The organism is Acinetobacter sp. CY79, assembly GCF_059515845.1.
Genome location: NZ_JCAKMY010000015.1, coordinates 1 through 15,716, shown reverse-complemented (window position 1 = coordinate 15,716; position 15,716 = coordinate 1). Strand labels below are relative to the sequence as shown.

Sequence of the window (15,716 nt, the reverse complement as noted above, 5' to 3'; positions counted from 1 at the left end):
GGGTCTAAGATCGTGCAGAAATTACATATTGTTGCGTGGTCGGTTTTAATAAAGCATCAAAAATGACAGGTTCATATAAGGGATGAATATTTAAATATGCTTGTATGCTTAAGCAAAGCGATCCCATATTTTGTTCATCAATTAACATTTCTACTTTTATTTGTGTTAACCGTGATTCTTGCGCAGCAATCGAACTTTCGATTGATTGACAAATTTTGTCTCGATCCATTGGATTTGCTGTGGACAGTCCAACAAAATCAATAATGCCAAACTGTAAAATAGATTTCTTAACTAAGGGAAAATCATCAATGGTTTCAAATTTTGCAACTCGACTATTTAAAAGGTCTTCTAAATCATGAGCAACAGATTCCCGCAACTCCTTAATCGTTAAACCTCTGAGTTGTTCTTCTTGTTCTGGTATTAAACGATCAAACAATGTTGACCTAAATCCAAAAGGATATAAATGATCGAGTTTCATTCTATATATCTATGTTTAAGGGAGAAACAAGGACCAATAGAGTATTGATCCTTGTCTTAACACTTAAATTACAATTAGTTTGCAGCAGTGTATTGCGCAACGTTATTCGCAAGTGACCACTTACCAGTAATCGCACCTTGCTGAGCGCCAGAGATATCTTGTTGGTTATAAGTCCACTCAACCGCAGCATACTTAAGACCAAATGATTCGTGTGGCACACCTTCTTCGCTTACGCTTGGAGATACACTTGAAATCAAAACGTGTTTTAATTTGATTTGTAAGTACTTGATACGCTTGTCACCATTTGCACGGTAAAAATCGATTTGTACTTCATCAAATGTATAACCCGCTGAACTTGCTTCCCAAAGTTTTGGACTTGTAGCATCCAAATCTTTAACAAAAAGCATATCAGAGTGTTCAACACGTTCAGCAGTATGACCACCTACGCTTGAAGACGTTGCTGATTTAGGCTGACGAATGTTATGAGACCAAGAATTAACTTCTAGCCATTTCTTGTGCTCATTGTCACGCGATTCGCCATCAATCTTGTATTTTCCTCGAAATTGAAGATATATATCTTTCATTGAAGATTTCCTATTATATTAACATTATTATAAAGTTGCCCTATTTTAGTTAGAGGACTGAGGTAACTCAGTGACAAGTCGCAGAGAAACTGACAACTCATCCAACTGGAAGTGTGGTCTTAAGAAAACGACCGACTTGTAGTGACCCGGATTTGCTGGATCTTCTACAACCTTTACAGATGCTTCACGAAGCGGGTACTGTGCTTTCGCTTCTTGAGAAGCACCATCATCTAATAAAATATATTGCGCCAACCATTCATTTAAGAAAGCTTCCACGTTACCTGCGGATGCGAAACTTCCGATTTTGTCACGCATCATCGCTTTCAAATAGTGGGCGATACGAGACACTGCCATGATGTATTGAATTTGGCTGGATAACGCAGAGTTTGCGTTGGCTGTATCACTGTCATACTTCTTCGGTTTTTGCGTCGATTGAGCACCAAAGAACGCTGCGTAATCGGTATTTTTACAATGTACCAGCGGAATAAAGCCTAGATCACTGAGCTCTTTTTCACGACGATCTGTAATTGCCACTTCTGTTGGACATTTAAAGACCACTTCCCCATCATTTGTTTTAAACGTGTGAACAGGCAAACCTTCAACCAGACCACCACCTTCAACACCACGAATAGCAGCACACCAACCATGCTGGTCAAACGCATTGGTTAAACGTGTACCAAAACCGTAGGCAGCATTCATCCATAGATATTGGTCATGGTTATCACCATTTACATCTTCCACGAAGTTGAAGCCTTCAGTTGCCCACCCTTCTTTAGGATCGTAAGGTAAACGACCAAGGACACGTGGCATAGTCAATGCAACATAACGTGAGTCATCACTTTCACGGAACGAACGCCACTGTACATATTCAGCAGTTTCAAATACTTTTGATACATCACGTGGACGATCAATCTCTGTAAATGATTCTAAACCTAAAATCGATGGGCTCGCTGCTGAAATAAACGGCGCATGTGCCGCAGCGGCAACATGAGAAATCTGCTCAAGCAGATACATATCAGAAGGTGTACGATCAAACTCGAAATCACCAATGAGTGTTGCATAAGGCGCACCACCGAATGAACCATACTCTTCTTCATAGACTTTTTTAAACAATGTGCTTTGATCAAAATCTGTCGCACTTTGAAAATCCTTGACCAACTCTTTTTTCGTCGTATTCAACATACGAATTTTAATCAAAGGATTTGATGGTGTTTCCTGACAGAAGTAATAAAGTCCACGCCACGTCGACTCAATTTTTTGAAAGTGTTCATTGTGCATAATTTTACTGAGCTGAGCTGAAATTAAGGCATCAATCTCAGCAATACGCTTATCAATCGAAAGCGTCATATTATCTGAAACTGTAATTGTTCCAGCCATCACTTCTTTTGCTAAGTCACCAAGTAAGCTTTTTGCACGCACATGCTCTTCATCATTACGTGCGATACGGCTTTGTTCAACGATTGAATCTAATAAACCCACATCTTCTGTCGTTTGACTGTTTGCTTGAGCAGCTTGTAAATTACTCATGATCATCTGCTCCCGCTTCAGCACTCATCTTGCGAATTTGATCTGTATTCTTCAATACATCATCTAGAAGATCTTCTAAACGCTCACTATTTGAAATTTTATTACGCAGATCTGTCAAACGCTCACGCGCTTCAACCAGCTTTTTCAAAGGATCAACTTTTTGAACGACATTTTCAGGACGGAAGTCTTCCATTGAGTTAAACGTTAGATCAACGTTCATACGCCCACCTTCTTCAGTCAACGTATTTTCAACTTGGAAAGCTGCTCGAGGAGCCAAGGACTCCATCACTTCATCGATATTTTCCAAATCAACATTGATGAACTTTTTGTCTTTTAATTTGGTTTTCTCGAGTTCAGATGCCGCTGAAAAATCCCCCATCACCCCAACAACAAAAGGTAATTCTTTAATTTCTTTACCATCACCGACTTCAACGTCATACGTCAACTGAACACGCGGTGGTCGAATGCGTTGTAATTTTTTTTGTACACTTTCACGCTTAGCCATAATTTTTTATCCTAATAATTGAATCTTATAAATTTGCAAATGGACTACTTCCTGACGCTTTTGCAGGTGCAGTTGATTTAGATTTAGGTGCTACTTTCGCAGGAGCTTGAGTCGGTGCTTTCCGAGTCGTTGTACGCTTAGGCTGTACTTTAGGACGACTTTGTGTACGTGAAGATTGCATTCTAGGACGGGACTCAGATACAGCCACTTCCTTCTTATCTTCAATTACAGCCAAAGGTTTTGCTCTTCTCACTGCTTCTGAAAAAGCCACTGCTGGCGCATAACCCTCATCCGAAAGATAACGCACTTCTTTGTCTCGAATCTGAGTTAAAGCTTCATTCGCGATTGCAACACCCGCTAAAAACTTCACATCCGTTAAAGATGAATGCTGAACTTGTTTAGCATTAAGCTCATTCACCAATTGAAGCGCTTTGTAGTTTTTACCCATTTGTTGAAATCTTTGCGCTGCTTGGGCAAGGTATCCATTTACATTATCTTTATTTTTCTTATCACATGCTTGAGCATAAATTTGCAACAATGTTGGGTCCGTTTCACCCACAGCCAAAGGATTATCCTTTAAACAACCTCTTTTAAGCTCATTCGCAAATGCTGGACTGGTTAGCAACGAACCCACTAAAAGCGTTGTAAATAATATTGCATTTTTCAAAATATACCTCTGCCACTGTATTAAATTCTTAGGTTTTAATTTGTACAACTTTGCTCATGCTCTAACGACCCCATTGTTTATTAAAAGTTTATTTAAAATAAATTTTATTGTTGTTAAGGTTTTGACTTTTTTATTAAACCGTATGAAATTTAACTAGAAAAACTATGTGCTCGTCAAGAACAATCGTGCCATAAAAGTGAATTAGTTATCAATTTTTGGTTACAAAACAATATAGTTGCGATATAGTTTGATACCTAAATAATGTTTTTATCTCATTAAAAATTATGTACAATAACGAGTAGAACCATTAAATATGTATCAAAAATTTGTTGTTTTTTATACATTTACACAGATTTAAACATAAATGTTGTTGTCTATTTTACAGGCAAAATTGATCTAAAAAATTTATAATTTCACAGAGACCTCAAATGAATAATTTGAAAATTTTAATTACAAAACTATCTACAACAACAAGAACAGCTTTAGAAAAGTCTGCCAATTTTTGTATTACACAACAAAATTACGAAATTGAAATTGAACATTTATTGTATGAATTGCTCAATCAAGATCAGAAAAATGATCTGATTATCCTCTTAGAAAAATACAAAATTTCTAAAGATGGCTTACTGGACGATATTAAAGAAACCATTTCTCAATTGCCAAAGGGCAATTCACGTACGCCTATTTTTGCTAAATCAATCGTACGATTATTAGAGCAAGCTTGGCTACTGGCTTCTGCTGAAAAGAATCCTGTTATCCGTAGTGGGCATTTGCTTGTTGCGTTGCTTACAGCACCGGATCTTTATCAAATTGCTATTCGTGCTTCAAGTTTATTTGATCTATTCCCGATTGACACGATGAAACACAAGTTTCTTGATATTTGTGTGAAAAGTGCTGAACAACAATCTGAATCTGACCACACTGAATCTCAAAATAATGAACAGTCATTGTCTAATGATCATTCAGAAACGGCTACGCCAAAAACGCCTGCATTAGATCAGTACACAATCAATTTGACTGAAAAAGCACTTAAAGGCGGGATTGATCCAGTGATTGGTCGTGAGTTTGAAATCCGTCTCATGCTGGATATTTTAATGCGTCGTCGTCAGAACAACCCTATTTTGACGGGTGAACCCGGTGTAGGTAAAACCGCAGTTGTTGAAGGTTTAGCACTTAAAATTGCCAACAATGAAGTACCTGATGCACTTAAGAATGTGCACTTACATGTATTGGATATGGGTTTATTGCAAGCGGGTGCAAGTGTAAAAGGTGAGTTTGAAAATCGCTTAAAGCAAGTGATTAAAGAAGTTCAAAGTTCGGCACATCCGATTATTATCTTTATTGATGAAGCACATACCTTGATCGGTGCAGGTGGTCAAGCGGGTCAAAATGATGCTGCTAACTTACTTAAACCGGCTTTGGCTCGTGGTGAGTTACGCACGATTGCAGCAACAACTTGGGCTGAATATAAGCAATACTTCGAAAAGGATGCAGCATTAAGTCGCCGCTTCCAAGTGGTTAAAGTTGAAGAACCTACTGAGGAAGTTGCTATTGATATGCTTCGTGCGATGATTCCAGTCATGGCAAATCACTTCAATTTAAAAATTGATGACGAAGCGATTGTGACAGCAGTCCATTCATCACATCGTTATATTACCGGTCGCCAACTTCCAGATAAAGCCATCAGTGTTTTAGACACTGCTGCTGCACGTGTTGCACTGACTCAAAATGCGCAACCCGTTAAACTAGATCAACTCAAAGCTCAACAACACAATCTCAATTTAGAACTAAAAATTTTAGAAAACGAACATCAGCATTTTCCAATTCATCAAGAACGCTTAGCAAATTTGAAAAATGCCATTACAGTGCTTGAAGCTGATATTCTACAAACAGAACAAAGATGGCAACATGAACTGAAACTGGTTCAACAGCTTAAAGAACTTGAAATTAAAGCTGAGAATGGTGAAGCACTCGAAGCAGATGCCATTGCCAAAGTTCGTGATGAATTAACTCAATTCCAAGGGCAATTTCCACTGGTTTTTGAACGCGTTAATGCACAAATCATTAATGAAATCATTTCAGATTGGACTGGAATCCCTGTCGGTAAGATGGTCAATGATGAAATTAAGCAGATTTTAAGTTTAGAAGAAAAACTTGAACAGCGCGTGATGGGACAAGATTATGCCCTTCATCAACTGGTTCAAGGTATTAAAACATCCAAAGCGAAGCTTGAAGACCCAAATAAACCACAAGGTGTGTTTATGTTGGTTGGACCAAGTGGTGTAGGTAAAACAGAAACAGCCTTGGCACTTGCCAATGAATTGTATGGTGGTGAATCACATTTAATCACCATCAATATGTCTGAATACCAAGAAGCACATACGGTTTCCTCTTTAAAAGGTGCACCTCCAGGTTATGTCGGATATGGTCAAGGTGGCGTATTAACTGAGGCTGTACGTCGTAATCCTTATAGTGTCGTACTGTTAGATGAAATTGAAAAAGCCCATTCAGACGTACAAGAATTATTTTATCAAGTCTTTGATAAAGGAACGCTTGAAGATGGCGAAGGTCGTGTCATCGACTTTAAAAATACTACGATATTACTGACTTCAAATGCAGGCTCGAGTGCAATTATGCAAGCGTGTTTACCACATCCAGTTGAAGAATGGCCAACGGCTGAAGAATTACTGGATCAACTTAAACCAAGTTTATATAAACAGTTTAAACCTGCATTCTTAGGTCGTATGCGTATTGTTCCATACTTCCCATTACATGATGATTTATTGGTTCGTATCATTCATCATAAGATTGGTAAGATCACGGCACGTATTGAAAAACAATATCAAACTCGTGTTGAATATACCGACGACTTGGTTGAATTATTACTCAGTCGTTGTACAGAAGTAGACAGTGGTGCTCGAAATGTCGATAACATTTTAAATTCTTCTGTACTTCCAGAGTTAGCGACTCAAATATTGATGGCACTGGCAGATCAAAACTTGCCTAAGCTGATCAAAATTGACAGCAAAGAGAATGAAATTGAGTATCTTTTAGATCCTGTTGAAAAACCCGTTAAAAAGCGTACGCCTAAAAAAGCCAAAGCGACCGAAGCTTAGGCAATAAATAAGAGACAGACAATACAATGAATTTAGATCTCGAAGCATTATTACAACCCATCTCTGCAGAGCGTTTATGTGGCGATGACCAGTCATTTTCGAATGATTTCCATGAAATCAAAAAAGCGAAAACAGAAGATGATCCACTACTCGCATTAGGCGAATGGGTTGCCGAGCCTAAACAGGCTGATTGGAATTTTGTGAGTAATAAATCCATTGAGCTGTTGACGCATAAAACCAAGGATATTCGCTTGCTGACTTGGCTCAGTGAAGCTTGGGGTAACTTATACGGCCTTGAAGGTCTAGCAAAAAGTCTAGAGCTATCGCATCGTATTTTGGAAGAGTACTGGTTACATATTCATCCTGAAATTGAAGATGATGATCTCGACCAACGTTTGGGTTTACTTCAAGGTTTAACCACTCAAGTACCTGCCATCATTAAAAAAATACCTTTGGTGACAGGACAGCCTTTTTATTCTTTATTTGATTATGAAAAAATTTTGCATGATCAAAATAACCGACTGAAAAAACCCGATGACTCAAATGAAGTGAATGCTTCGGATGAATTCGATCGTTTTGAACAAGCGCTATTTAATACATCTAAAAGTTTCCAGATTCAGAATTATCAACACTTTACAGACATTCTTGATCATTGGAATACGTTAAAACAAGTGCTTGATCAATTGATGGAACTCGATGCACCAAGTTTTGCAAGTATTGACTCTCAATTAGACTCCATTAATAAGACCCTTAGAAAATTATATAAGGCGGATGCTTTTCATAATACCAACCAAGTTCAGTCTTTAGTTGCAGAAACATCGACTGGTCAGCCTACAGAACACATAACACAAGCTATTGAAATGGTGCAGAACAACCAGAATACCCAATCATTTCAACCGCAACCTCAAAGTCACTTACAAAATCGTGAACAAGCGATGAAGGTGCTCCAAGAAATTGCTGACTATTTCCAAACCAATGAACCGCATAGTCCTGTGAGCTATATGTTGCAGAAGACCATAAAGTGGAGCCAGATGCCTTTACACGAATGGTTAGCACAAGTTATTAAAACTGAAAGCCCTCTTGAAGCTGTTCAAGAATTACTGGGCGTCAACAATAATCATGAATCGAATGAATGGTAATAATTAATGTTTAAAGCGGAAAAAATACTTTGGGGTGAAGGTTTATTTTTAAGACCTCAACACTTTCAGGTCCAAGATACCTACCATGAGCAAAGGTTAAATCAGACCATTCGTTCAACGATTCCTTATGCTTATGGTGTTCAGTCGATTCGATTCGATGAAACTCAGCTTGGAACACATGTCCTTGCTTTAGAAAGCGTAGATATGATGTGGCAAGATGGTGAAATCTATTCTGCACCCTCTCGTGATTTATTGCCTGAGCCTGTACAGTTGGATGATCTCAACTTCCGCGGTGAAATGACGATTTTCCTTGCGCTCTCTATATTGCAACCCAATAAAAAGAATGTTGCCTTAGATGATGCCAAACAGCCGAGTCGTTATCATTCGTATCTCAATGAAACACATGATCTTTATACGGATGCAGTTCCTGCTGAAATTACATTAGTCCGTAAACGTGCTGAAATAAAACTATTGGAATCGCAAATCGATCCAAACCACGATATGGATGGTTTTTTATATCTGCCCATCGGCAAGATCAAACGACATAGTGCAGGTAATTTTGAACTTGATTATAAATTCATTCCACCTATTTTACATATTGAATCATGTGATTCTTTAATCAGTAATTTGAAACGAACATTGAATGTCATTAAGGCAAAAATTAAAACCATTCAAACCAACAACCGTGAAAATGAACAAAAACTCATCGAATTCCGCTCTGGTGATATCGTTTCATTTTGGTTGGTCAATGCTTTAAATACAGCGCATGCAACTTTAAGCCACTTGATGCTCAATCCACAAATTCACCCAGAGCGTTTATTCTTTGAATTATTGCGTTTAACGGGTTCATTACTTACATTCTCAACCGCTTACGAAGTTGAACATTTACCACAATATAAACATCACAATCTCCAAGAAAGCTTTGCTCAGCTCGATGTGATTTTGCGTGATTTACTCGACACTATTATTTCGAGTCGTTATATCAATATTGGCTTAAAAGAAATTCGCCCATCTTATTGGGTCGGCAGTCTTGAATCTGACAAGATCACACGTGATTCACGTTTATACATCGCTGTTTCTAGCACGATGATGCAAACGCATGAACTAGTTCAGATTGTACCTCTACGATTCAAAGTCGGTACAACCGTTGATGTAGAACAACGCGTAGTTTCTGCATTACCAGTGATTCCAATTCATCATCTGATGCAAGTTCCAACTGCAATTCCTGTACGTTCAGGTGTGAATTATTTTGAAGTTGAGCCGCATCATGAACTCTATCAACGTATGCTTGACTCAGAAACCATCTGTATTTATGTTCCTGCTGGTTTCCAAGATATTACGATTGAATTGATTGCTGTGATGAATGGATAATAAGGAAAATAATAATGAATAATCCAAATGGTGCTCCTTCCCTCTTCGATGATGGTCAAATTGGTGTAGGCTCAACACCAAATCATGCAAATAAAATGACTCAAACCACAAACTTGGTGGATTTGATGCATGATGGTTTTTATATTGTATTCATGATTAAAAACCAATATGTCCCACAAAATGCAGAACAGTTCCGTGAAAAAATCATGGATCAGTTAAACCGTTTTGAACATCAAGCCAAAAAACTACAATTTTCTGCCGAAGATATTCATGATGCAAAATATGCTTATTGTGCTTTGCTTGATGAAACTATTGTGACTCAGCAAGATCCGAGCTTTTTTAATCTTCAAAACTCATGGCTCATTAGCCCATTACAACTCAGCTTATTTGGTTCACAACTAGCAGGATATCGATTCTTTGATATTTTGGAACACATTCGTGCACGTGGTAAAGATCGTCTGTCTGCACTTGAAGTGTTCCATTATTGTTTATTACTGGGTTTCCAGGGTAAGTACCGTATTGAATCCATCGAGAGTCTCAATCACCTTGTTGCTCGTGTGGGTGATGAAATTGATTATCTAAAAGGTAAAAAAGCAGCATTTTCGCCTTTTGCAGGGTTACCAGATCAGATAAAAAATATTATTCATAAAGAACTTCCATTCACATGGATTCTTCTTTTCCTCCTCCTTTTCGCACTACTCGCTTTTTCAGGTTTGCGTTATATGTTGGGTAAACACGAAGATACCGCGATGGCAAAGTATCAGAATGTGATCAGTGCTCCAGCAGAACAAGCGCATATTACAATTCATTTACCTTAAAGAATTAGAAAAATGACTCAAGAAAAACAAAAAGTAATTCGGGTACTAAAACCCTCACAGAAAAAGAAGAATCTATCACCGATATACTACGGTATAGCGGGTGTGACATTCGGTATTGCTGTAACTTCTGTTTTAATTTTTTCAGTATTGGGTGATGAGTCTAACAATAATCAGATCGTTGCTCAAAATAATAATACTACAGTGAATGAGCAACCTTCTTCTCATGATCAAACTAATATAGTTTCAAGCAAATCTCGTCCGACAGTGGCAGTAGCAAATGATCAAAAGGAAGAACTTGATCACAATAGTATGGATGATTATGATCAGCCACAAACCAAATTGAAAGACATCCCGAATGCTTTTAAACAAGAAAAACAAATTACCGCAGATCAAACCAATCGCAATCCATTTGCCAATGCTACAAGCCAAAAAGAAGCGGCTAAACCGGTACTAAGCTCTGAAAAAACTGTTGTGAAAAAGCCTATCGTGGCAGCGACTACAGTTAAAGCAAAACCAGTGTCTGACAAAGTTACTCCTCAAAAAGTAGAACCTAAAATTCAAGCTAAGTCAGAAGCGCTACCAGCTAAAGCTAAGGGCGTTCAAAATGAAAATGACGTAGATTTACCTAAAGCTACAGTACAGATATCAGTTACACGCTCAGTTAAAGAATAATTGCCGTGATTATATTTATTGTTCTTAGTTTTATTGTTCTGACGATTGCCCTCACATTGATGATGTCATATGAACTCAGAACTAAAGCAATAGATAGACTTAAAGGGTTAATTCCTCAGAGTAGAAAAAAATGGGTTTCAGCTAAAAATTTTGCTCAAGAAATGAATTACGCTGCTGCTGCCGAACAAACCCAATCACATTGGCATTTACAACAGTGGTGGATTTTAATTGCTGGCTTTTTTTTGCTATCCAGCATTTTAATGTTTGCTTTTACTTCCCAAGTTGACCCAACCAAAGTCGTAGAAGCAAATTACTTGAAATCAAATGATCCACAAATTTACAATCTCTTGAATGGAGACATACTATCTCCTCCTCCTCCCGTGGAAGAAGCCTTGGTAGAAGCCGCAATACTTGCGGATCAAATCGCATCACCCACAATTCAAAGTAGTCCAATCCCTGGTACGTATAATGGTGAGGAAAATGATGGTAAGAGCCATGCTTATGAGCCAACAAAAATAGATCGTAAATGGGATAAAATGCATCCTAGTTACAAACAGCGTTTGCTGATGGTCTTTAAGCTGATGAAAGAACGTCATGGCTATGAATTGATTCTACTTGAAGGATATCGTAGTCCAGAACGTCAAACACGTTTATCTGGCAATAAAGCAACCACACTGGCAAGAGCATATCAAAGCTATCATCAATTCGGTCTTGCAGCAGATGTAGCCTTCAAACGTGATGGTAAAGTAGTAATTAGTGAACGTGATCCTTGGGCAATGAAAGGATATCAACTATACGGTGTAACTGCTGAAGAGGTTGGATTGACTTGGGGGGGACGATGGACACGTATTCATGACTATGGTCATACAGAATTCCGTATGCCAGGCTTAAAAAAATCTAGAGAAACTGCTGAACGATTGATTGCAGAAGCGCAGAATCAAGGTTTAATGGCAAACAATATTAATTAGGTAGTGCTAAAAACCAACGTGTAATAATACATTTATATATTTTAATATCAATAACTTATTATTCTTATGACGTCATATTCATGCACTACCATTAATTAGAATCAAAATAATTAATCCAATGTCCCAACAATGATAAAAGTATTCTCTTACGAACCTGTATATTGCCTCTGGTTTAGCTAATAGTTTTGAATCTTTAAGTACTGCCTTCAGAAATAATAGAGAACAAATCACCGAAGAAATTCGTTAATATCGATGTTTGTATAAGTTTGAAAATTAAAATGATCAAGAATTATACAATGTAATCTAGTAAATCTTTTTTCTAAGGCCTTGATGCTTTTTAATAGAAACATAAATTCGGAATTTTCTATGTATTAGCTTGCCATTAAAGATTTAAAACTCTGCTGAGGATCATTGAAATAGCACAGGCAAAATTAAAGATTCAAGTTAACCATGGAAATCTCAAACTATCAGCTCAGTAAATAATGATTTATAAAAAAAAATCTTCAATAAAGATATAAACATAATGAATTTTGATTATATTATAAACAGCTTTTTAGTACCTTTCAGCTCTGAGTGTTACTTCACATAATTTTTAGAATGCTTTAAACATAAAAAAACACCCCCTTCGTTTGAAGGGGGTGTTTTTAGGAATAATGAGCTGGCGATGACTTACTCTCACATGGGTAACCCCACACTACCATCAGCGCAAAGAGGTTTCACTTCTGAGTTCGGGAAGGGATCAGGTGGTTCACTCTTGCTATTGTCGCCAGCACAACTGTTGTGACTTTGCTTGGGTCTTATTCACATCGTTTGATGTATGCCGTTGCTTGGTCAAAGAAGTTATTAACAGATATATCTGAGTTGAATATTGTGATACTAACGGCTTACTGAATCAAGCTATTTTGATGTATATCGAATCAATTGAGCTTTTATACAACAACTGTTTGGGTGTTGTATAGTCAAGCCTCACGAGTAATTAGTATTGGTCAGCTTCACATATCACTATGCTTCCACATCCAACCTATCAACGTTGTAGTCTTCAACGGCTCTTTAGAGGACATAAAGTCCTTGGGAAATCTTATCTTGAGGTAGGCTTCCCGCTTAGATGCTTTCAGCGGTTATCCCTTCCGAACATAGCTACCCGGCGATGCGACTGGCGTCACAACCGGTACACCAGAGGTTCGTCCACTCTGGTCCTCTCGTACTAGGAGCAGATCCTCTCAAATTTCCAACGCCCACGGTAGATAGGGACCGAACTGTCTCACGACGTTCTAAACCCAGCTCGCGTACCTCTTTAAATGGCGAACAGCCATACCCTTGGGACCTGCTTCAGCCCCAGGATGAGATGAGCCGACATCGAGGTGCCAAACACCGCCGTCGATATGAACTCTTGGGCGGTATCAGCCTGTTATCCCCAGAGTACCTTTTATCCGTTGAGCGATGGCCCTTCCATACAGAACCACCGGATCACTAAGACCTACTTTCGTACCTGCTCGACTTGTGGGTCTCGCAGTTAAGCGCGCTTTTGCCTTTATACTCTACGCGTGATTTCCGACCACGCTGAGCGCACCTTCGTACTCCTCCGTTACTCTTTAGGAGGAGACCGCCCCAGTCAAACTACCCACCAGACATGGTCCTCGCTCCAGATCATGGAGCAGAGTTAGAACCTCAATATTACCAGGGTGGTATTTCAAGATTGGCTCCACTCGAACTAGCGTCCGAGTTTCAAAGCCTCCCACCTATCCTACACAAGTAAGATCAAAGTTCAATGTCAAGCTGCAGTAAAGGTTCACGGGGTCTTTCCGTCTAGCCGCGGGTACACCGCATCTTCACGGCGAATTCGATTTCACTGAGTCTCTGCTGGAGACAGCGCCCCCATCATTATGCCATTCGTGCAGGTCGGAACTTACCCGACAAGGAATTTCGCTACCTTAGGACCGTTATAGTTACGGCCGCCGTTTACTGGGGCTTCGATCAAGAGCTTCGCTTACGCTAACCCCATCAATTAACCTTCCAGCACCGGGCAGGCATCACACCCTATACGTCCACTTTCGTGTTTGCAGAGTGCTATGTTTTTAATAAACAGTTGCAGGGGCCTGGTTTCTGTGGCTGCTCGCCGCTCAAACCGCAAGGGTTATCACCGCCAGCAGCGTACCTTCTCCCGAAGTTACGGTACCATTTTGCCTAGTTCCTTCAGCAGAGTTCTCTCAAGCGCTTTGGTCTACTCGACCTGACCACCTGTGTCGGTTTCGGGTACGATTCCTGTGTAACTGAAGCTTAGAGACTTTTCCTGGAAGTATGGTATCAGCCACTTCACTGCACAAGTGCAGCTTGCTATCAGTTCTCAGCATAGAGTACCCCGGATTTGCCTAAGATACATGCCTACAACCTTTCACCTGGACAACCAACGCCAGGCTGACTTAACCTTCTCCGTCCTCTCATCGCATTACACAGAAGTATTGGAATATTAACCAATTTCCCATCGACTACGCCTTTCGGCCTCGCCTTAGGGGTCGACTCACCCAGCCCCGATTAACGTTGGACTGGAACCCTTGGTCTTTCAGCGTGCGAGTTTTTCACTCGCATTGTCGTTACTCACGTCAGCATTCGCACTTCTGATACCTCCAGCAGACTTCTCAATCCACCTTCATCGGCTTACAGAACGCTCCCCTACCACTTGCAATAAATTGCAAATCCGCAGCTTCGGCACATAGTTTTAGCCCCGTTACATCTTCCGCGCAGGCCGACTCGACTAGTGAGCTATTACGCTTTCTTTAAAGGGTGGCTGCTTCTAAGCCAACCTCCTAGCTGTCTATGCCTTCCCACATCGTTTCCCACTTAACTATGATTTTGGGGCCTTAGCTGGCGGTCTGGATTGTTTTCCTCTTGACTACGGACGTTAGCACCCGCAGTCTGTCTCCCGGATAGTACTCATTGGTATTCGGAGTTTGCATCGGTTTGGTAAGTCGGGATGACCCCCTAGCCGAAACAGTGCTCTACCCCCAATGGTATTCGTCCGAGGCGCTACCTAAATAGCTTTCGGGGAGAACCAGCTATCACCAGGCTTGATTAGCCTTTCACCCCTATCCACAAGTCATCCCCTGGCTTTTCAACGACAGTGGGTTCGGTCCTCCAGTTAGTGTTACCCAACCTTCAACCTGCTCATGGATAGATCGCCTGGTTTCGGGTCTACACCCAGCAACTAAACGCCCTATTAAGACTCGATTTCTCTACGGCTCCCCTATTCGGTTAACCTTGCTACTGAATGTAAGTCGCTGACCCATTATACAAAAGGTACGCAGTCACCGGACACAATGCCGGCTCCCACTGCTTGTATGCATGCGGTTTCAGGATCTATTTCACTCCCCTCACAGGGGTTCTTTTCGCCTTTCCCTCACGGTACTGGTTCACTATCGGTCAGTCAGGAGTATTTAGCCTTGGAGGATGGTCCCCCCATATTCAGACAAGGTTTCACGTGCCCCGCCCTACTCGACATCATCATATCAGCCCTTTCGTGTACAGGACTATCACCCACTACGGTTGCACTTCCCAGAGCATTCCACTAGAACTGATATGACTTAATGGGCTTTTCCCCGTTCGCTCGCCGCTACTAAGGGAATCTCAATTGATTTCTTTTCCTAAGGGTACTGAGATGTTTCACTTCCCCTCGTTCGCCTTGCAACACTATGTATTCATGTTGCAATACCTACCTTATGGTAAGTGGGTTTCCCCATTCAGAAATCTCCGGATCACAGGATATTTGCCGCCTCCCCGGAGCTTATCGCAGGCTATTACGTCTTTCATCGCCTCTGACTGCCAAGGCATCCACCACATGCACTTAATTACTTGACTATACAACCCCAAACAGTCG

General features: G+C 40.0%; 11 protein-coding genes and 2 rRNA genes. 6 read left to right on the top strand and 7 right to left on the bottom strand.

Translation table 11 applies throughout. The features are described from left to right. Positions 1–4 precede the first annotated feature (4 nt). From tssE to AC5YCE_RS07765, 5 genes are all read right to left on the bottom strand, one after another. Complete coding sequence (gene tssE / locus AC5YCE_RS07785; RefSeq protein ID WP_496125396.1) at positions 5–478, bottom strand: type VI secretion system baseplate subunit TssE; 474 nt, start codon at positions 476–478, stop codon at positions 5–7. A 74-nt stretch (positions 479–552) separates the two neighbouring features. Beyond that, on the bottom strand, positions 553–1,062 hold the full coding sequence (locus AC5YCE_RS07780; protein ID WP_496125397.1) for an Hcp family type VI secretion system effector: 510 nt from the start codon (positions 1,060–1,062) through the stop codon (positions 553–555). Positions 1,063–1,107: 45 nt separating this feature from the next. Further along, positions 1,108–2,589 (bottom strand): type VI secretion system contractile sheath large subunit, encoded by a 1,482-nt coding sequence (tssC, locus tag AC5YCE_RS07775; RefSeq protein ID WP_496125398.1) that lies wholly within the window; start codon positions 2,587–2,589, stop codon positions 1,108–1,110. After that, positions 2,582–3,094, bottom strand: coding sequence for a type VI secretion system contractile sheath small subunit (gene tssB, locus AC5YCE_RS07770; protein WP_496125399.1), 513 nt, complete (start codon positions 3,092–3,094; stop codon positions 2,582–2,584). Before tssB ends, tssC begins: the two co-directional genes overlap by 8 nt. Before the next feature lie 25 nt (positions 3,095–3,119). Further along, on the bottom strand, positions 3,120–3,761 hold the full coding sequence (locus tag AC5YCE_RS07765; protein ID WP_496171617.1) for a hypothetical protein: 642 nt from the start codon (positions 3,759–3,761) through the stop codon (positions 3,120–3,122). Positions 3,762–4,189: 428 nt separating this feature from the next. Here AC5YCE_RS07765 and tssH point away from each other — a divergent pair, with 428 nt between their 5' ends. Genes tssH through AC5YCE_RS07735 form a run of 6 tightly spaced genes read left to right on the top strand, consistent with a single transcriptional unit; the run spans position 4,190 to position 11,845 of the window. Next, entirely contained in the window at positions 4,190–6,877 is a 2,688-nt protein-coding gene (gene tssH / locus AC5YCE_RS07760) for a type VI secretion system ATPase TssH (RefSeq protein WP_496125401.1), read from the top strand. Positions 6,878–6,903: 26 nt separating this feature from the next. Next, a complete protein-coding gene (gene tssA / locus AC5YCE_RS07755; protein WP_496171616.1) occupies positions 6,904–8,016 on the top strand; it encodes a type VI secretion system protein TssA in 1,113 nt (370 codons plus the stop codon). 6 nt (positions 8,017–8,022) lie between these two features. Beyond that, positions 8,023–9,387 carry a type VI secretion system baseplate subunit TssK gene (tssK, locus tag AC5YCE_RS07750; RefSeq protein WP_496125403.1) on the top strand — a complete coding sequence of 455 codons (1,365 nt, stop codon included), beginning with the start codon at positions 8,023–8,025 and terminating at the stop codon, positions 9,385–9,387. 14 nt (positions 9,388–9,401) lie between these two features. Beyond that, positions 9,402–10,205, top strand: a complete 804-nt coding sequence (gene icmH / locus AC5YCE_RS07745; RefSeq protein ID WP_496125404.1) for a type IVB secretion system protein IcmH/DotU — start codon at positions 9,402–9,404, stop codon at positions 10,203–10,205. Between the two features lie 12 nt (positions 10,206–10,217). Continuing rightward, positions 10,218–10,877: a hypothetical protein gene (locus AC5YCE_RS07740; protein WP_496171615.1), complete on the top strand. Its 660-nt coding sequence runs from the start codon at positions 10,218–10,220 to the stop codon at positions 10,875–10,877. Between the two features lie 59 nt (positions 10,878–10,936). After that, a complete protein-coding gene (locus tag AC5YCE_RS07735; RefSeq protein ID WP_496125408.1) occupies positions 10,937–11,845 on the top strand; it encodes a M15 family metallopeptidase in 909 nt (302 codons plus the stop codon). 656 nt (positions 11,846–12,501) lie between these two features. On the opposite strand, the gene rrf is transcribed toward AC5YCE_RS07735, so the two are convergent. Both rrf and AC5YCE_RS07725 read right to left on the bottom strand, forming a co-directional pair. Beyond that, positions 12,502–12,616, bottom strand: a 5S ribosomal RNA gene (gene rrf / locus AC5YCE_RS07730). 184 nt (positions 12,617–12,800) lie between these two features. After that, positions 12,801–15,697 (bottom strand): 23S ribosomal RNA (locus tag AC5YCE_RS07725). Positions 15,698–15,716 lie beyond the last annotated feature (19 nt).

Excerpts from the sequence above, each read along its gene's own strand:
- tssE (WP_496125396.1), bottom strand. The coding sequence starts at position 478 with ATGAAACTCGATCATTTATATCCTTTTGGATTTAGGTCAACATTGTTT.
- AC5YCE_RS07780 (WP_496125397.1), bottom strand. The coding sequence starts at position 1,062 with ATGAAAGATATATATCTTCAATTTCGAGGAAAATACAAGATTGATGGC.
- tssC (WP_496125398.1), bottom strand. The coding sequence starts at position 2,589 with ATGAGTAATTTACAAGCTGCTCAAGCAAACAGTCAAACGACAGAAGAT.
- tssB (WP_496125399.1), bottom strand. The coding sequence starts at position 3,094 with ATGGCTAAGCGTGAAAGTGTACAAAAAAAATTACAACGCATTCGACCA.
- tssH (WP_496125401.1), top strand. The coding sequence starts at position 4,190 with ATGAATAATTTGAAAATTTTAATTACAAAACTATCTACAACAACAAGA.
- tssA (WP_496171616.1), top strand. The coding sequence starts at position 6,904 with ATGAATTTAGATCTCGAAGCATTATTACAACCCATCTCTGCAGAGCGT.
- tssK (WP_496125403.1), top strand. The coding sequence starts at position 8,023 with ATGTTTAAAGCGGAAAAAATACTTTGGGGTGAAGGTTTATTTTTAAGA.
- icmH (WP_496125404.1), top strand. The coding sequence starts at position 9,402 with ATGAATAATCCAAATGGTGCTCCTTCCCTCTTCGATGATGGTCAAATT.
- AC5YCE_RS07740 (WP_496171615.1), top strand. The coding sequence starts at position 10,218 with ATGACTCAAGAAAAACAAAAAGTAATTCGGGTACTAAAACCCTCACAG.
- AC5YCE_RS07735 (WP_496125408.1), top strand. The coding sequence starts at position 10,937 with ATGATGTCATATGAACTCAGAACTAAAGCAATAGATAGACTTAAAGGG.